The sequence below is a fragment of the Methanosarcina sp. Kolksee genome, from assembly GCF_000969945.1.
Taxonomy (GTDB): Archaea; Halobacteriota; Methanosarcinia; order Methanosarcinales; family Methanosarcinaceae; genus Methanosarcina; species Methanosarcina vacuolata.
Map to the genome: position 1 here is coordinate 4,033,782 of NZ_CP009524.1, position 19,011 is coordinate 4,052,792.

Here is a 19,011-nt window from a genome sequence, read left to right on the forward strand (position 1 = left end):
TCTATTTCAGATCTCTCTCTTGAATCCGAAGTTCTCGGGAGTTCCGTAAAGGGAAATTTTCCTTTTGAAGGCTTTGCAGGGTGTGATGATAATGTACTGAAGGCTTCTCCGGTTTCAGAAGCTTTCGGGATTGTCACTACAGGCATAGAGCCCCTTGAATTAACCCCTTCAGGAGCTGTAATCACCGGTTACATTACATCAGCTCGACGGGATGAGATAAGGCTGGGAACATACGTTGTTGTGCCTTATGAAAACGGAGAAAAACTCTTTGCCAGGGTGGGAAAACTCCAGTACAGGCAGGAGTTTGTTGTAGACGATGCAACTGAAATTCATTCAAGGCGCATGCTCAGTGCCCGTGGAAACCCTGTAAATGAAGACGATTACAAGTTCCTTGCCTGTCTTGATCCGCTCTGTATTCTCTACCGAAAAGCCGAAGGTAAACTCACCCGGCGGATGGCAGACCGGATTCCTCACCCTAACACTCCTATCCTGCCGGTTACTGACAGGCTTGAAGTCCAGACAGGGCTTAACATTCCCGAAAACGGGATCTTTATCGGCCACCTGAGTGTAGGGGGCGAGCTTTTAAAAACCAATTCCGAGCCCGAAACGGTTGCATATTACCTGAGAAACGACTATTCCATGGGTGATCCCCTTATTTTCAGGCATATGCTTATTTGCGGGAGCACAGGTACAGGAAAAACTTTCCTTTCTAAGAATATCCTCCGCCAGTTCATGAATGAAAGCAACAGGTACAGGCTGCGGGGTTCTCCTGACAAGGCGCGGAAAAATCCTTGCCTGGTAATTATGGACCCTCAGGATGAGTATTCCCAGCTTTTTGAGGACAACGAAAACCTCACTGAGGGCGATAAATTTCGGTTTGAATCCGAAAATGTAACTTATGGCCGGGTTCTCTCTACAAAGGCTTTCGTGGCAAAAGTCGATGGGCAAAGATATCCCGGAGATAAATCCAGAGCCGAGCAGATTGAATTTACAATTCCTTTTTCACTTGTAGAACACAATTCCTGGCTTATTGCAGCAACCGGAATGTCAGAACTCCAGTATATCGGGCTTGAAGTGCTTCTTGGAGATTTCTTCAAGTCAAGTGTACCTCATACTTACCTGAATTTCATCAACCATATTGATAATGAAGGTACCCGTTCCTACTATGTTGACAGCGGGAAGCTTCACGAGTCCTCATACGATGGGATTGTAAGAAGAGTAAGAAGTCACTTCTTCTCGAAGGTTTTTGACCGGGATGCGACTTCAATCACTGACCTTGTGGATAAGATCTTCAAGCCGGGGCAGATTTCGGTTTTCCCAACTGAATATATAAGTGCTCCGAGAATCCGTGACCTTATAGTACTCACAATCATGAGCTTGATCGTGGACAACAAATTAAGTACAACGGGAAAGGAAGCTATTAAAGAAACTCCAATCATTCTTGCACTGGATGAGGCTCATCGATATCTCTCAAATGCAAATGGGGAACATTCTCGCCTTATTATTTCACGCTTTGCAGATGCAGCCCGCCAGGGCCGAAAAGAAGGACTGGGCCTTTTCTTGATAACCCAGGACCCTCAGGACATCGATGATACGGTTTTCAAGCAGATTAATACGAAACTGATCCTTAACCTCAATAATGACGCAGCTATTACATCTCTAAAAGTTCCGAAAGAATACGAGCGGAGAATTCCCTATCTTAAGAAAGGACAGATGATAATTCATTCTCCAGACAACAGCGATATCGTGGAGATAATCGGGCTTTCAAATTGTGTAGTCCGACATCGGTGATCTTATCAGGTTCGGTGATCAACAAATTTTCTTAGAAGATTCTTTGGCTGTACAGGCTTAGGTTGTACAGGGCAGGGTTCAGGCACAATGAGAGTCTATAGTACGAAAATCCGAAACATCCTGGTGTTGCGTAAACAGTAAAATGTCGTTTCAAATCAATTGCAATTATTTGTAAGCATTGAATCCTTGAAAATTGATGCTACACTAAACTTAATATGTGAATTAGTTTGCGAGAGTGAGTTATTGAAACCGTAAGTGTACTAATATAATTGTAAAAGTCTAAAATGTGTAAGCATCAATCTATGTTTTTCATAATATGAAGAATATGCCCTGTTTTTCCAATTAAATCAATAGCTCACGGACAACTAAAAACCAGATAATAAGATAGGTTTCTCAAAATCGCAAAAGAGAAAGTCAGTTTTCAAATTGGTTATACAAGATAAGATAATCTTGTTGTCAGATTTGATAAAATAATTTCCCCACTCCCTTTATCCATTATTTTTTCTCTTTTTCAATTAAAGAGTTTATAATGGTTTACTGACTTTCGGCGTATATTCCCGGTCTTGTGTTTGTTGTCACTTTTATGAAATTTGTCTTCGATATAGTACTGCTGCCTGCTGCATTGCTTACTGTAAGTGTAATCTTATAGTTTCCTGCCTGTGAATACTGATGGGTTGGATTCTTTTCTCTTGAAATTGCTCCATCTCCAAAACTCCATTTGTATGAAGTGGGGTTTCCGGAACTCTTATCTGTAAATTTAACTGTTAATGTTGCTTTTCCTGAGGTAGGGGATGCAGAGAACGAAGCAGTGGGTTTTGAGACTACTACTATGTAATCTGTTTTTGTTACCGTGTTACTGCCTGCAGTATTTGTTGCTGTTAGAGTCACAGTATAGTTACCTATTTTGGAATATTTATACTTTGGATTCTGGACTGTTGAAGTTTTTCCGTCTCCAAAGGTCCATTTCCATTTGGTAGGTGTTCCTGTGCTGGTGTCAGTAAAGGCAACTGTCAATGGGACTTTTCCTGAGGTAGGCTTCGCAGTAAAGCTTGCTACAGGCATTCCGCCAAATACTGCATCATATGCATTGATCCGGCCTGAACCATAATTGTTATCCTTTCCTGATGATCCAAGGTCTAATGACGTATCTTCTAACTTCTCCTTTACAGCAGCCGGCTTCATAGTTGGGTTCTCTTCAAGAATTAATGCTGCAGTACCGGAAACGTGTGGTGTTGCCATGGAAGTTCCTGACCAGTCCGCATATCCGCCGCCTGGAAGTGTTGAAGTGACATCTACACCGGGTGCAGATACATCAGGTTTAATGTATGTCTGGTCATTCAGAGTAACGGGGCCCCTGCTGCTGAAATACGCTATTACATCGGAGGAATCTGTTGCACCGACAGTGCATGAATTGAGTTCATCACCAGGGCAATTAATTGTGCTAGATGCAGGTCCGCTGTTGCCAGCCGCTACAACAGGAATTACACCTGCTGCTACAACATTGTTTATTGTATCTGCAAATGCTGTGCTGTGTACTGATGATCCACCACTGAAACTTATAATACGGGCATTATTAGTAACCGCCCACTCAAAGCCAAGAATACAGTCAGATAAATATCCAGAACCGCTTGCATCGAATACTTTTGCTACAATCAAATTTGTGCCTGGTGCAACTCCGGTTTGTATGCCATTAGCTCCGGTTCCTGAAATAGTTCCTGATACGTGAGTGCCATGCCCGTGATCGTCATAAGGAGACGACTCTGAGTTTACATAGTCGACCCAACCGATAACTTTCGGATCGGTTGTACTGGGATTGTCGTCAAGGTCATCAAGATCGGGGTGTGTCGCATCGACTCCCGTATCCACGACAGCAACAGTTATTCCTTTCCCAGTTATACCCTGCTGCCAGACAGCAGGCGCTCCAATTTTGTCAACTCCCCATGCCGTACTCTCCTGGGCAGTCGATGCCTCTGTTTCTACAGAGGAAGTTTCGGATTGTCCTATGGAGTAAATTGCATCAAGCTCGACAGTTGAAACATCGGATCTTTCGGTAAGAGACGCTAAAACGTCAGGGGTTACACTGGCTGCTACAGCATTAATAATTGACATGGGTTTTATATCTTTTACATTGTTTTTGGATTTCTCAGTCTCGAGAAACGTTATGAGATCTTTCTGTTTACTCTCGATTTTCTCTTTTCCAGCAGCAGTAAATGAGATCTGCTGATCTGGTAGCATTATAATTACTGGGACTTTTTCCGTCGCTGAAGTTTCAGCAAGTTTAGAAGATAAACTCGCTGAGATCTTATCATTTGAGTCTTCAGCTAAAGCGTTAAATGAAAACAGAGATACTAATAAAAATAATGTGCAGATTACACATAACAGTTCAGAAACCGTGTTTCTTAAGGGCTTCTGGCTTTTTTTTTCCACCTATTCACACTCCTTTTCAAAGTTATTCTTTCATTATTAATGGGTATAACTTTCTGTAACAAAATTACCTGGGTTTTCAGACTTTTCATCCCAGAGAATTAAAGTAAATACCTGTTGAGTAACTATATTTTTGTGGTTGATATGCAGGTGTTAAACTTTATTACAGAACATAAGACCCTTATAGAGATCGGTGTCCAATTATAAAATACTTCTGAGTTTAAAAGGTCTGGTATTTATTTTAATATCGGAATATTCTTAAAAATAGAAGAATTAGTATCCTCCCAAATTGTATGAGTAAAAGTAAATTTTATGTATTTACTGAAAATTTAAGAATATATCCAAGTCTGAAAAACAACGTCATGCGATGCATTTAACTTTATAAATGTATAAAAATTGTTGCACACTTTTCGAGTTGGAAAATTCTCCATTGAATTTGAAGAGGATACAAGAATGTGAATATTTAGTCGTATCAAAGCCTGGAAAAAATGCTTTTCAATACAAAAACTCAAAATGGCTCTTGTTTTTATGTGTGGATATTTTCACGACTCTGGTCCAAAATCCAGTGATTTTTGCATTTTTTGATTGAAAATCTGAATTAGCAAGAAAAATTCGGTTTTCACTAAAATCAATATTCGGTATCTAAAGACGTCAATCCCTAAGTTGTATTACAAGGATTGTGACCAATTACAAAATCTAGTGATTTTGAATTTTACATTCATCACTAGATTTTGGTACTGAGTCATTTTCACAATGTGTTTATAAAAACCAATGCGATCTTGAATTGAAAGTCATCTTATCCATAGGAAATGACGAAGAGCCATTAATAATTTCCCCACTACCCTTTACTTGACTTTTTCAATTTAAGCGTTTATTTGCTTTCAGAATATTCCAGGTCTTGTATTTGTTGTCACTGTTATGTAATTTGTCTTCGTTATAGTACTGCTGCCTGCAGCGTTGGTTACTGTAAGTGTAACTTTATATTTTCCTTCCTGTAAATACTGATGTTCTGGATTCTGGGCTGTTGAAGTTTTTCCGTCTCCAAAACTCCATTTCCATGAAGTAGGCGATCCTATACTTTTGTCAGTAAATCTTACAGTCAACGGGACTTTTCCTGAATTTGGAGAGGCTGAAAACGCAGTAATCGGTTTTAAATAAACTGTTTTTACAGTTATATAGTTCTTTATTGTTTTCGTGTTTGTTCCAGCTTCATTCTTTACTGTTAAGCTGACCGTATATTTTCCTTCTTTATTATATACGTGTACAGTGTTTTGGAGTGTTGAAACATTTCCATCTCCAAAACTCCATTTCCATGAAATTGGTGTGCCTGTACTCTGATCCGTAAAACTGACTTTCAGAGGAGGGTTTCCTGAAGTTTGGGATGCAAAGAAAGCAGCAACAGGTGGGTTTTCGGTTTTTAGAGTCAGAATATATATACCGTTGTTTCCTTCCCTATCAGACCAAAAAGCAATTTTTTTGCCGTCTGGGCTCCATACCGGAAATGAATCCGACGCTGAATTTGACGTTAACTGCACTTTGTTTTTTCCATCAGCATTCATAACCCATATATCTTTACTTCCGGCTTTATCTGACACATATACAATTTTACTTCCATCAGGTGAAAACATAGGGGAATTATCATTTGCCAAATCTGAGGTGAGTTGAGTTTTTCCGGTGCCGTCAGCTTTCATAGTATATATTTCCGAGTTTTCGTCTTCATAATATGACTCATTTTTCCCGGCATAGTATACTATTTTTGAACCATCTGGGGACCATATCTGTGACTGTTTGGACTGAGTTTGATGACTAATTAATCCCGGCCGGAAGCTGGTCAAATCTTTACCTACTTTTCCAATGTCAATATAGTAGTCTATGTCAGCTGGTCCATGTGCACAAATTGCTATTTTTGACGCATCGGGAGACAGGGCGATACTGTCAGCAATACCCATGTTCCCAAGGTTATGTTTATCAGATCCATCAGAATCCATTTCCCAATAGGAGCCCCCAATCTCTTCATAAATCTCAGAGTAGAGTATTTTTGAACCTGTAGGGAACCAGGTGTATATATAATAATATCTGTACCAAATGGTATCAAGCAATTGGATTCTTTCTGTCCCGTCTGAATTCATTATCCATAAATCACTCCTGGGTCCCGCAGCGTCATCATATCTGTTTTCAATATATGAAATTTTATATCCATCTGGAGACCAAGCGTAATCGGATGTAAAATTCTTTCCCATTGTAGAGGTGAGTTTCTTTTCTCCTGTGCCATCTGAAAACACTTTATAAAGTCCGTATTCCCGTGAGAACAAAATTTCCTTCCCATCCGGTGACCAAACCGGATTTGAGTCGGACGTAACACTGGACGCTACTTTTGTTAACTTATCGGATTCTAGGTCATCAGCTACTGCTACGTTTGATATCATAATCATAAGAAATATAAAAACTATTGACAGATATATGACTCTTGGATTAATTTTCACGACATTCCCTCACTTTCACAAGTACAGATCTTCTTACTTTCATAAATCCCAGCCGGATAATTCTGTCCTGCCAGCGAAAGATTACCTACCTTATCTTAGGTTCATAAAAATAACCAAGAGAACCTGCTGTGTTTCCAGGTTGTTTGTCAGGTTAAAGTCCGCTGAATAACAAGATTATTCATCTGTCTTCAGTTATGACAAAATATTGAAAGTGTTAACTTAATACAGCATTTTCTCTAAGCTAGAGATTGAAAACTCTGTATGTACCCTTATTTTGGTAACCATTTCAGAGCGGCCAGTTTCTTTACCTGAGTATGAATTATTCATCCCCCTTTTGCTAATGTGTGCTGTTTATGTAGCACTATATATTAAGCTATAAAATATACACCCTCAAATTCTCTTATATTTTTCTTATATATATATTTTCCTATAATTTTTTATATATTCACAGTTAACTCTCTTAAATTACATGCTGATATTTTATAATTGTACAAAACATACTTACATTTGTAAATATTTATAAAGAATAACTATGCCCTGACTCCCCCATAAATATACGTAACTGATTTTTTTAAAGTAAAATTACTCCCCCTTCTCACAAATTTACTGATTTTTGCTTAGCTATATTTATAAGTGACTGACTCTCTAACATTTCTCATAACTGCAATTAAAGTAGCTCTTAAATCTAGTCGAACAAACGAATCTGGTAATTTTTAATATTTATTAAATAATTATTGACTGTCCCTCTATAGAAACTTTGCTAAACAATAGGGGATTTCTTTTGAAACTGTGTGATTGTAGCTCAAGTGTTTATAACTATGGCAAGGTTTGCATTATTTTAGTCAATCCCCACACTATAACTAATATCAAAAATATATATACTGATAATTTAATTCCTTTGCCTAATTGATACCAGAAAACGTCCATTTTTTCCAAAAAACTCACGTTCATGTTCCTCCTCTTTGTTAATATATAATGAACGTTTACATATAAAAAATATTAACATTGATGACATTTGTTATCGGAATGTAGGCTAATACTTGAGTTTGCAATAGGACCCAGAAAACAGTACGTTGCAGATAAGTTAGTTGAGTCAGTTAAAAAACATCTTTCTGATAAAACCCTTCTTTTTGTCACAGATGCACAGGTAGTCAAAATAAGAATAAATGGGATACTTAAGAAAGTCGAGAAGAAGATTCTCTCTGGAAAAAACATTGAACAAAGCGAAATATCAACAACTTTACTTGAAACACAAAACCTGACTCTTAGGCAGGATAACAACAGAGTTTCAAGAAAAACAATAGGGTTTTCAAAAGCGAAAGAATGGTTAGAATCTCAAATGAGGTCATATTGCATGTATTTTGACTTCTATAGAGGTCATGTAGGATTAAGGTACAAGGATGAAAAAGGAGTGGAATGTAAAAATACACTCAAGAGAGGCAGGAATTGTGGACTCAATATGGACTTTAAAGAAATTGCTGACTTTCAGGTGTTTTAAAACATCAATCGAATAAAGATGAACCATCTAAGAAATTACCAGCTTTATATCTCATAAATTGGCAAAAAAATTGTAAAGATGAACCATCTAAGAAATTACCAGCTTTATATTTCACAGATTGGCAAAAAAATTGTAAAAAAGGAAAAGTGCTCCGATGGGGATTTGAACCCCAGTCGCAGGAGTGAGAGTCCTGAATGATTGGCCGAGCTACACTATCGGAGCAGTTTGTAATTTTGTTATGCTTTGCCTCTCAGCCAGCATATCTTCAAGTAATTTATAAAATATAAATCTTTCGTCTGAGTTTTAAAAAAATAGAGGAACTGCCGGAAGAGTATTATCTATCCGGCAAGCTTAAAAAAATATTCCTGAAAGCTTTCCTAAACTTAATAGTAATACGGTTTGTAATCCGGTTCCAGTTTCTCAAGTTTTGGCTGTCGGTTTGGTTGTCGGTTTGTCTGTCAGGACAGATTTATACGAACATAGCCTGAGGAATTGAGGGTTCTTCGGTATTTACGACCTTTTCGTGTGCTTTCAGGAAATCAGCCATGGTGATCTGTTTACCGCGCCTGCGGAGCACAAAAATTCCGGCTTCTTTGACGATAACGCTGATTTCTGCCCCGCTCATGCCTGTCATGACTTTTGCGAGTTTCTCAAAGTCCACATCATCTGCAAGGTTCATCTTGCGGGTGTGAATTTTAAGGATTTCAGTCCTTCCTTTCTCGTCAGGGAGTGGGACTTCTATAGACCGATCAAACCTGCCAGGCCTGAGGAGAGCAGGATCAAGCAGGTCAATCCTGTTGGTTGCAGCAACGACCTTTACATTGCCTTTCGGATCAAAACCGTCCATCTCTGCAAGGAGCTGAAGCATTGTCCTGTTGACTTCAGCCGAACCGCTGGTTCCGTCATAGGTCCTCATGCTGCCTACAGCATCTATTTCATCTATAAAGAGAATGCTTGGAGACTTATCCCGCGCAAGCTGGAAAATGTCTTTGACAAGCCTTGAACCTTCACCTACGAATTTCTGTACCAGGTCAGATCCCGACATTCGGATGAAGGTTGCTTTTGCATGAGAAGCTATAGCCTTTGCAATAAGGGTCTTGCCTGTGCCTGGGGCCCCGTGGAGCAGGACACCTGAAGGGGGTTCGATTCCGATGTCCTCGAAAAGTTGGGGCTCGGTAAGTGGCAGTTCAACGCTTTCCCGGACTTCCTGAAGCACGTCATCCAGCCCACCAATCATGCTGTAGTCTATCCCAGGAGAGTTAATAAGTTCCATTACCTGAGCCCGCACATCGGCAGCTCTGCTGACTACGGAAATAATTGAGTATGCTCCATTTACTGCAACTCTCATGCCGGGTTCAATCTTTCCAATACATTCTTCAGGGATCTGCGTAAGAACCTCCTGATTATTCCCATGCTGCCTTATAAGTGCGATTTCTCCATTTACCTCAAGAATAGTTGCAATAAAGAGAGGAGGCTCGGTAAGCTGTTCCAGATGAGCTTTCAATTTGTTGATTTCCTGAAGGTGCCTGCCTGTTGCCACACTTGCTTCCAGGAGCCGTGCCTTCATGTTCTCGTTCTGGACTCTCATTATTTCGATTTCGGTTAAGAGAGATTTCACATCTTCAGCATTGATCTTCCCGCTCTCAAGCTGGAACTCTACCCTTGTTTTGATATCTTCCAGAGAAGATCTTATTGCACTGTCTTCTGGCACTTGAAACCACCTTTTTTATCGCATGAAATTGAGTTTATACTGTCTATGATCTAAAGATTAGTTTTTATCTAAAGATTAGTTTTTATCTAAAGATTAGTTTATAATCTAAAGATTAGTTTTTATCTAAAGATTAGTTTATGATCTAAAGATTAGTTCACTCAGAAATTATTGATTTATAATGAATTGATTTGGAGGCAAACTGGCCTGCGGGATCTATAATACAGGTCCGTAACCAGTAAACCAGTCATGATCAGTTACCCGGTCAAGTTACCCACTTAAGCTTTAAGCGTTATTTTCCGGAGGTATTATTCTCCTATATAGTTTGTCTCTCAGGATGATCACATTTTGTCCTGGCTTTACAAGGAATAAAGCAGGAAATAAAGCCTGAGAAACAGGGAAATCAAGAATCCTCTTCCTGAAATCTCCCATTATAGTGTGACTCGCAAAGATCAAAGGGTAAAATGACATTTAAAAGGTACTCTTACTTTTCACAGTGAATGTTAAAATGTTTGAAATTAAATATATGTATAAATATAAAATGGATATATATAAGTTACTGCAACTCCTGTGACTATTTTTATATCCCGACTACCTTTATAATATCCCAATTAAGGATCTATTCAGTTATTTGATTAAATTGCTTTCGGACACTCGCTTGAAATTTGTCAACATTTGTATTCCGTTCAGTCATCATATTTCTTTTTTCTATATTATACATGCCGTTGCATTCTCCAGATTCCAGCAAATTATTCCGGAAAAAAACCAGACAGAAAATTTAGAAAAAACTGAGCTTTTAACTTATCTTTTCAATTAAGCTCTTAAACTTAACTCTTTAACTATTTTACTTATGTATTTCTTTTAGCTCCGGCGTTAAATTTTTAATTAGTTTTAATCCTTACTGAAAAGGACAAAGAATATAACCATTTCCCGACTTGAGCGAAAAAACTTTCAGGAAAATGGTATCCCTTTTTGTAAGCCTTTAAGGCATAACAAACTACGGATGCAAAAAGTTAGAAAGATAGATTTAATAATAAAAGCATTATATCATTCGACATGCGTACATCTCAGGATTTTCTAAGAGTAGGCACAGCAGTCATATTTGTTGGTATTATTATATTATTGCTAGGTACAGTTCTTACTATTATACAGCATCCTGCAAACAGCCAGATGGGTGGACTTATAATGATCGGCCCAATCCCGATAGTTTTTGGCTCTTCTCCTGAAATAACAACAAATATGCTGGGAATTGGATTAATAATCTCAGTAATCTATCTATTCCTATGGAAAACGAAACGTTGACTGATGGAAGCATGCTTTTTTCGATTGGAATTACCACAATACTCATCGGATTTCTGCTAATTATGATCGGCGTAGCTTTAAGCATGTACCAGGAATCCAGATCGAAGCAAAGCTACTCAAACAGAACAGACACATCCGGAATAGATTCACGCTTTGAGAGCACTTCAAATTCTGATAGCCCTCTCCATGAAAAACCCTCCAAAAGAAAAGTCGAATCCGAAATCAAAACCGGAGGAGTAATCATGATCGGCCCGATCCCAATCATCTTCGGAAGCGACAAAGAAAGTGCAAAAACCACCGCAGTCCTTGCAATAATACTCATGCTTCTCAGCCTGCTGATCCTCAGATCCTCCTTTATTTAAATCCCATAATCGTCGTTCCTGCCAGGTTGAAATCAACTATTTTTGAAAAAGTTTGCATTGCGCCATTTGATCACACCGGATGAAGCTTTTGGTCAAGCTTTCCGCCATAACAGTTGCGATCAAAACATTTCAAAAAAAGTTTGCGGTCAGCCCTTCATTTAAAAAGCTTGCACCACCTGATCCAAAACGAAACTCAGGTAAATCACCTTCCTGAAGCGCGTTGATAATGCAGCCTCTCTTGCCATAAGTCGATCCTATTGGTTCAGCTCAGCATCTTCATTATCGTTCATCCCTCTTGAGCGAAGCGTAGCGTAGCGAAAAGGGCCCCGTCCTCCCGAGACGGAACTCGGGTGACGGAACTCGGGTAACAAAAAGTTATTAATAGTTAAGCCCGAATCAGAGCTTTATGTTTACGATAATCACAGGCTCGCAGTTCGGTGACGAGGGAAAAGGCAAAATTGTCGATCTTATTTCAAAGAATTTTGATATTGTTGCCCGCTTCCAGGGAGGGAACAACGCAGGCCATACAGTCAAGGTAGGAGATGAGGTTTACAAATTGCACCTGATTCCTTCAGGTATTCTGCTTGATTCCAGAGTTCTGATTGGGCCTGGGGTTGTCCTGAATCCTGAGGTTCTTGCCGAAGAAATCGAGATGTTTGAGAAACACGGCATAAAAGTAGATGCCGAAAAACTTGGGGTCGATGCAAAGACAAGCATAATCATGCCTTACCATATCGAAATGGATGGTCTGAGGGAAGCGTCAAGGAAAACGAAAATTGGAACCACAAAACGTGGAATAGGCTATGCTTATATCGATAAAGTGGCAAGAGACGAATTCCGTATGGCTGAGCTTGTGGACCGTAAGCGTTTTTTTGCAAGACTTGAGGAACTTGCTCCCCAGAAAGAAAAGGAAATAGCAGCACTTGGAGGAGATCCTAAAATCGTTAGAGACCCTGTGCTAATTGAAAGATATCTTGAGCTGGGAAAGCAGTTTGCCACTTATGTAACAGATGTTTCCAGAGAAATCAACAAGGCTCTTGATGAAGGAAAACATGTAATGGCTGAAGCTGCCCAGGGTACACATCTCGATGTTATACATGGGACCCAGAAATTCGTAACTTCTTCTTCTACAATTGCAGGTTCTGCCTGTGCCAACCTCGGAGTTGGCCCTACAAGAGTAAATAACGTAATTGCTATAGTAAAAGCTTATATCACAAGAGTCGGTGAAGGCCCGCTTCCAACGGAACTGACAGGAGAACTCGGAGAAAGACTACAGAAAGCCGGAGGAGAATTCGGGACAACTACCGGTAGAGGCAGAAGATGTGGATGGTTCGATTTGCCTCTGCTGAAGAAAGCCATTGCTCTTAATGGATATACCGAGATTTCCCTGACCAAACTGGATGTACTCTCAGGCCTTAACCCAATCAGGATCTGCACCGGCTACACCTTCAAGGGAGAAAACCTTGACTATCCTCCTGAACTTACAGAAGATCTTGCTGAATGTATGCCTATTTACGAAGACCTTCCTGGCTGGGAAACTGACCTCACAGAAGTAAAAGCCTTCGAGGAACTTCCGGAAAATGCCAGAAATTACGTCAATAGACTGGAAGAACTTATGAAAGTACCGATTAATTACATTTCAGTAGGTCCGGGCAGGGAACAGACCTTTAAAAAAGAGTAATGCAATTTATCAGGCTTGCAAGGGTAATTACTCAAAAAATGTGTATAGTAACTGTGATGGATATGTAACAATACACATATCCAATTGTATTTATCTTTCTCATCATTACCAAATTATAACATATGTTGCCAAATTATAACATATATTTCCAAATTATAATATATATTACCAAATTTATATCTACATTCTTGTGATTTTAAGCCCTACTTAAGTCGATTATCTTTTATCTTCTATTTAAGCCGATTATCTTTTATCTATTACTGTAAATCTCATCGTGAACTCTGTGCCATTGTTCCTTTTTAATTCAAACTCTCCATCTAACTGATCTGCGAGAGTAGTTATCAGTTGTATGCCAAGGCTATCAACATTTTTAATATCAAGATTTTCAGGAATGCCTACACCATTGTCTGAAACAACTAGAATAAAACTGGTAGCCCTATCGGCTTCCTTTTCATTTTTATATTTACTGTTTTTTTCTCTATGTAATTTAATTTGGATTTCTCCCCTGTCTTTGCCGGGAAATGCATGTTTGAGAGAGTTGGAAACGAGTTCATTGACAACTATTCCTAAAGGAATACCAGTATCCATATTAAGGAAGACATTTTCTTCCAGATCCATTGAAAGGTGGATATTTTTGCTTTTAAGGCTGTAAGTCTGGAAAAGATTTTCAGCTAACTCTCTTATGTACGTCGAAAAATCTAATGTATCGGTTCCTTCTCCTTTATAAAGTTCTTCGTGAATGAGAGCCATAGATATAACCCGGTTCTGGCTTTCTCTGAAAGCCTCGATAACTCTCGGGTTATCAAACTTATCAGCCTGAAGGTCAAGAAGGGAAGAGATTACCTGCAAATTATTCTTAATCCTATGGTGAATCTCCTTTTTACGGGCAATCTCAACATTTGCTAAGGCTTTTTCTACTTCTTTACGTTCTGTAATATCCTGAATAATTCCTTTAACTCTAATAGGGTTGTTTTTTTCATCAAAAATAACTTCAGATTGCATGTGGACTATACGCTCTTCCCCATTAGCCAGGATAATCCTGTATTCAATACTGTTAGTTTGCCCTTTTACAGCTTTCTTAATGTCAAGGGCACCATCCACATAGTCACGATCATCTGGATGTATGCAATTTAAAAACTCATTATAAGGTGGTGCTGATTCTTGAGAATCACGTCCGAAAATACGATACATTTCCTCAGACCAGTATGCTTCGTCCGTTGCCATATCCCACTCCCAATTTCCAATATGAGCCATTTTTTGAGCTTCAGCGAGACCTTTTTCACTTTCTTTCAGGGAGTTATAAGCTTTTTCAAGTTCTGCAGTACGTTCTTCAACCATTTTTTCTAAATTTTCATGTGCTTTTTTTAACTTAACTTCTGCTTCTTTGCGCTCCGTGATGTCATTGGCGGCTCCAAACCATTCAACGATTTCGCCATTTGCATCCAGTATCGGAACCGCACGCGAGAAAATCCATCCCAGGCTGCCATCTGCCAGACGGACTCTATGTTCCAGTTCGTAAGTACTCTTCGTCCGTATGGCTTCATTGATGACTGCCATCACATGCGGCTGATCTTCAGGAGGAACATATTCATGAATCCATGTGTTGCTTGGGCTTTCCGTATTGGCAAGAAAACCTCGACCATGGAAATATCGCATCTCGCTCCAATCAGGGTTCACGCGATATACCATTTCTGAACTGGCAGTCACCAGAGCACGGAAGCGTTCTTCACTCTCCCGCAGCGCCTCTTCGACACGTTTGCGCTCGGTAATGTCAATGCAAATACCGGACATGCGCTGAGGCTTCCCATTGCTGTCATAGGTCGTATTGCCAAGGGCGTTGATCCACCGCACTTCTCCCGATGGGAGCACGATCCGGTATTCGTTTGCGAGGGAGGTGTGGTTGTTGATTGCTGTTTCAATCCGCCTTTCCGCAACCAGCCTGTCGTCAGGATAGGTCACACTTCTCCATAAGTCAAAGCTAGCATCAGATTTCCTGGGATCTAAACCAAAGAGGCGGAATAGGTCTTCGGACCACTCAATCTTGCCGGCAGACATATTCCAATCCCATATGCCTGCGCCTGCAGAGATCTGGGCCAGCCTCAAACGTGATTCGCTTTCCAGAAGTGCCTCCTCTGCTCGCCTGCGCTCTGTGATATCACGTGCAGCAGCAAAGACACCCATAACCTTGCCATTCTCATCTTTATAAACTGAAGCATTATACAAAACAGGAGTTATATGTCCGTCCTTATGTTGGATTTCCAGGGTATAATCCCTAACCTCACCTTGCATGAATACCTGCTGATAGCCTGCACGTGCTTTTTCAGGTTCGGTAAAATAATCTGAAAAATCAGTTCCAATCAACTCATTTCTGGAATATCCAGTAACCTGTTCTGTAGCATTGTTTACATCGGTAATCTTACCGTCACGCCCAATAGTTACCAGAGGGTCCAGACTTGCTTCAATCAGACTCCTGTTATAAACGTTTGACAACCTGATAGCTTCTTCTGCTCTTTTTCGTGCTGTGATGTCTATAAACGCAGAAATGGACCCACGTAGTTTTCCCTGTTCGTCACGTAGGGGTCTGGCATTGCCCAGTACATGTCGCATCTGGCCGTCAGCAGATACGATGTCTAACTCGCAGTTGTTTATCTCTATGCCCGTAGCTGCTAACTGTGACGGCATTTTTGAAGGTGGGATCTCTACCCCATCCTTGAATAATTTAAATATCTCTGGCTTCTCTCCCTCAGGAGCAGATTTAGAAAAGTTTGTGCCTGCAGGAATTCGTAACCATTCATAGGAAAGCCCATTACCAGTTATCTGAAGCGCCTGAGGGTCATGTGCTATGTACACGGCAACAGGCACAGCATCTAATAATACTGCCAGTTCCTCTGAACGAGCACGCTCACGTTTCTCGCTCTCCTGCAGTGCATTTACAACTGTATCCCGTTCAGCCAGTGACTGAGATAGCTTGATATTGCTGTAACTTAGTTGCGATATCATATTAGCAAATGTCATAAAGAAAGCCATGCTCGCATCCACAGCTTTCTTACTAAGCCGAGGAACTGTTTCAAGCGCCTTTATATATTCATCTTCATTAAAGCCGCACTGCCGAGCTTGAGATCGAAAAAGCTTATAGTTAAGGGGCTCGTCATCAAAAAAGAACTGTCCTGAAAAGATATTGCCAACGTGCTGACCTTCTACCATAACTGGAGTTACAACGTCCCACATGTTGTTTTTACATTTGTACAACTTATATCCTTTCGGAGCAACTTCCGCAGTTAGATGTATGTCCCTTTCTGTACAATGCTTGCAGGCTTCAGGACTAACTCTATGGAATTTCATGCAGATATCCTGCCATCCAGCACTTAGCAGAACATTTCCTTCCAAATCGGTCAGGCACATGGGGACATGAGCAAGCGCATAAAAGTCACTCATAAGGGACTGGACCGCTTTAGTATCAATAATCCTGGCAAGGTCCAGGTTCGCCTTTTCTTGAGTTTTACTTCCCTGAAGTTTTCCCTCAACCTTTTTACGGTCACTTATATCAAATCCGTAAATGTTTACACATTCTTGTTCAGGAGAGGGATGAAAAACGATAAAATAGACTTTTTTACCCATAGCAACTTCTATTTTTTCAATACTTCTCCGAGAAATTGCCCTTTGAACGAAAATTTCGAGGTTTAGAGGTAATTTTTCCCCGACTACCACCCCCCAATCACGCAATAAGGGCTCCCCCGCCTTATTGGAGTAAAGAATAACTCCGTCCTTTGCCACACTGAGCACAGGATTCGAGTCTATTGCTTGAGACTGCTCATTTTTCAATTTCATTTTCCCCTCAAATCTCCCTTTCTTAAGTGACAAAATATCTGACTTTCAATAATTATTTACAAATTATTTGTAATTATCGTACTACTAATTATCTCTTTTTATATATAATAAAATTTCAGTGATTTACGAAAGTAATCTTTAGCTTTAAAATAACTCAATAGTGCTATTTACTGATCTGTATTTTTATCATGACTATCTTTTTTACACTATATATTAATTCAATAACATAAATATAATACTTTTAAACTTATAAATCACATTATTACTATTTTTGTACTGAAAATTTCATGTGCGTTTTTATTGTTTCCTGTTTCTGCTCCTGCGGGAAAATATTTTCAATTAACTCCATTGTTGAATATCAAGCAACTATCAATAATCCATACAATTTTGAAATTCTGAAACTCTTTTATGAATGTTTATGTTGAAGCAAAAGCGGCGCCAGGAAAGCTATAAGGAAAGCTGTAAGTGCTACAGCAATAGCAGAGCCGGCAACTCCCTGCCAATCTGCTATCTTCCAGGCCAGCATTGCACCTCCAGACCCCAGGCTGCCGCCAATAAACATCCCTACCATGAACAAACTATTCACCCGGTTGCGTGCTTGCGGCTTAAGCCCGTAAATTATCTGCTGATTGGCAACCATGGCACTTTGCATCCCGAAATCCAGAAGAATAACCCCGAAGATTAAGCCTGCAAGAGAGTTCCAGCCTGCGAGAATCAGCCAGGATAGCAGAGCGGCAAACGCACCTGTAGAAACAACCTGGCCTGGTCCCCGGCGGTCAGCTAGACGTCCAGCTATGGGAGCAGCAAGCACTCCAACCACCCCAATGATTCCAAAAAGTCCTGCAACATCAGCGCCGAGGTGGAAAGGAGGCTGTTCGAGATGCAGCGCAAGGATCGTCCAGAAGGCGCTGAAGACGGCGAAGATCAATCCCTGTGTCAAGGTGGCTCGACGTAGACTGGATTCTTCGCGCCAAAGTTGTAGGAGTGAATGAAGCAGCGGACCATATTGCATAGAAGTTGTGGGCCGACTGAGCGGCAATAACAGTGCCATTGATGCCGCACCAACCAGAACCAGAGGAATACCAAGCCAGAACATCGCTCTCCAGCCGTAGTGAGTGGCAATAAAACCGGCGAGAATCCGGCTCAAAAGCATGCCGCTCAGCAATCCGCTCATAACGCTGCCGATAATTGCACCTCGGCGGTTATCAGAGGCAAGCGATGCGGCAGCCGGTATTATCTGCTGCGTGACAGAGGCGGTAAAGCCAATGCAAAGTGAGGCGCCCAGCAGGGCCCAACCAGTAGATGATGTAGCGGCAAAAAGCAGTGATAAGGCCAAAACGAGAAACTGCAACACGATGAGTCGGCGACGTTCTATCAGATCGCCCAGAGGTACCAGAAGCAGCAACCCAAGTGCGTAACCGAGTTGGGTAGCAGTTGGAATCAGGCTGGGAGCCAATTCGCCTGGGAAAGAGCGAGTGATAACACCAAGCATTGGCTGGTTATAGTAGATGTTCGCCACTGCGATTCCGCATGCACAGGCCATCGCAAAAACAAGCCCTTTACCTGGCTCAGAGGCACTTCTTGTATGGAATGTGTCCTTTTTAGAATAGTAGGTTCCGTCTTCCGACATGTAGTGCGATTTAAAACGATCAAGTACTTTATTTATTTCCCTCAGTCACAGGTTACACCATATAACCCGATGATGAATACATCAGATATTGTGATTCTGGATAACAGCCCATTAACATTGCTGTCATGTGAGCTTCACACACAAAAGTTACCATTTGTGCATGTCACACCAGGATTACCTCAAATGGAAAGTAGCTATGAAGCAATTCATAGGATAGCTTCTTGTCGCACCTGCAAAAAGTGGAGTTAATGTGTTTTTCATTAAAACGATAGTAACCTGATAAGCAAACGCTTATAAAATAATG

At 40.4% G+C, this 19,011-nt stretch carries 9 protein-coding genes, 1 tRNA gene and 1 pseudogene; 5 read left to right on the forward strand and 6 right to left on the reverse strand.

Features of this window, described 5'->3' with window-relative positions:
- The first annotated feature begins 3 nt into the window (after positions 1 to 3).
- Positions 4 to 1,791, forward strand: coding sequence for an ATP-binding protein (locus MSKOL_RS16540; protein ID WP_052725653.1), 1,788 nt, complete (start codon positions 4 to 6; stop codon positions 1,789 to 1,791).
- A gap of 534 nt (positions 1,792 to 2,325) precedes the next feature.
- Here MSKOL_RS16540 and MSKOL_RS21230 read toward each other — a convergent pair.
- Both MSKOL_RS21230 and MSKOL_RS16550 read right to left on the reverse strand, forming a co-directional pair.
- Complete coding sequence (locus MSKOL_RS21230) at positions 2,326 to 4,218, reverse strand: S8 family serine peptidase (RefSeq protein ID WP_052725584.1); 1,893 nt, start codon at positions 4,216 to 4,218, stop codon at positions 2,326 to 2,328.
- Positions 4,219 to 5,096: 878 nt separating this feature from the next.
- Entirely contained in the window at positions 5,097 to 6,698 is a 1,602-nt protein-coding gene (locus MSKOL_RS16550; protein WP_048157773.1) for a PKD domain-containing protein, read from the reverse strand.
- Between the two features lie 1,027 nt (positions 6,699 to 7,725).
- On the opposite strand from MSKOL_RS16550, the pseudogene MSKOL_RS16555 reads away from it, so the two are divergent.
- Positions 7,726 to 8,212 (forward strand): annotated as a pseudogene (locus MSKOL_RS16555) (IS1 family transposase); the annotation flags it as partial.
- Positions 8,213 to 8,343: 131 nt separating this feature from the next.
- Here MSKOL_RS16555 and MSKOL_RS16560 read toward each other — a convergent pair.
- A tRNA-Glu gene (locus tag MSKOL_RS16560) sits at positions 8,344 to 8,418 on the reverse strand.
- Between the two features lie 247 nt (positions 8,419 to 8,665).
- Positions 8,666 to 9,907 carry a proteasome-activating nucleotidase gene (locus tag MSKOL_RS16565; protein WP_048157777.1) on the reverse strand — a complete coding sequence of 414 codons (1,242 nt, stop codon included), beginning with the start codon at positions 9,905 to 9,907 and terminating at the stop codon, positions 8,666 to 8,668.
- Positions 9,908 to 10,960: 1,053 nt separating this feature from the next.
- On the opposite strand from MSKOL_RS16565, the gene MSKOL_RS16570 reads away from it, so the two are divergent.
- From MSKOL_RS16570 to MSKOL_RS16580, 3 genes are all read left to right on the forward strand, one after another.
- The gene (locus MSKOL_RS16570) at positions 10,961 to 11,206 is read left to right on the forward strand and encodes a DUF131 domain-containing protein (RefSeq protein WP_048122807.1); all 246 of its coding nucleotides are present in this window, start codon (positions 10,961 to 10,963) and stop codon (positions 11,204 to 11,206) included.
- Entirely contained in the window at positions 11,188 to 11,568 is a 381-nt protein-coding gene (locus MSKOL_RS16575) for a TIGR00304 family protein (RefSeq protein WP_048157778.1), read from the forward strand. The genes MSKOL_RS16570 and MSKOL_RS16575 overlap by 19 nt, the downstream gene beginning before the upstream one ends.
- A gap of 406 nt (positions 11,569 to 11,974) precedes the next feature.
- Positions 11,975 to 13,249, forward strand: a complete 1,275-nt coding sequence (locus MSKOL_RS16580; protein WP_048157779.1) for an adenylosuccinate synthase — start codon at positions 11,975 to 11,977, stop codon at positions 13,247 to 13,249.
- Between the two features lie 243 nt (positions 13,250 to 13,492).
- On the opposite strand, the gene MSKOL_RS19590 is transcribed toward MSKOL_RS16580, so the two are convergent.
- Complete coding sequence (locus MSKOL_RS19590) at positions 13,493 to 17,077, reverse strand: PAS domain-containing protein (RefSeq protein WP_231592299.1); 3,585 nt, start codon at positions 17,075 to 17,077, stop codon at positions 13,493 to 13,495.
- 406 nt (positions 17,078 to 17,483) lie between these two features.
- Positions 17,484 to 18,707 carry an MFS transporter gene (locus MSKOL_RS21445; protein ID WP_048157786.1) on the reverse strand — a complete coding sequence of 408 codons (1,224 nt, stop codon included), beginning with the start codon at positions 18,705 to 18,707 and terminating at the stop codon, positions 17,484 to 17,486.
- Positions 18,708 to 19,011: the final 304 nt, after the last annotated feature.

Coding starts and splice junctions, on each gene's coding strand:
- MSKOL_RS16570 (WP_048122807.1), top strand. CDS start 10,961: ATGCGTACATCTCAGGATTTTCTAAGAGTAGGCACAGCAGTCATATTT.
- MSKOL_RS16575 (WP_048157778.1), top strand. CDS start 11,188: ATGGAAAACGAAACGTTGACTGATGGAAGCATGCTTTTTTCGATTGGA.
- MSKOL_RS16580 (WP_048157779.1), top strand. CDS start 11,975: ATGTTTACGATAATCACAGGCTCGCAGTTCGGTGACGAGGGAAAAGGC.
- MSKOL_RS19590 (WP_231592299.1), bottom strand. CDS start 17,077: ATGAAATTGAAAAATGAGCAGTCTCAAGCAATAGACTCGAATCCTGTG.
- MSKOL_RS21445 (WP_048157786.1), bottom strand. CDS start 18,707: ATGTCGGAAGACGGAACCTACTATTCTAAAAAGGACACATTCCATACA.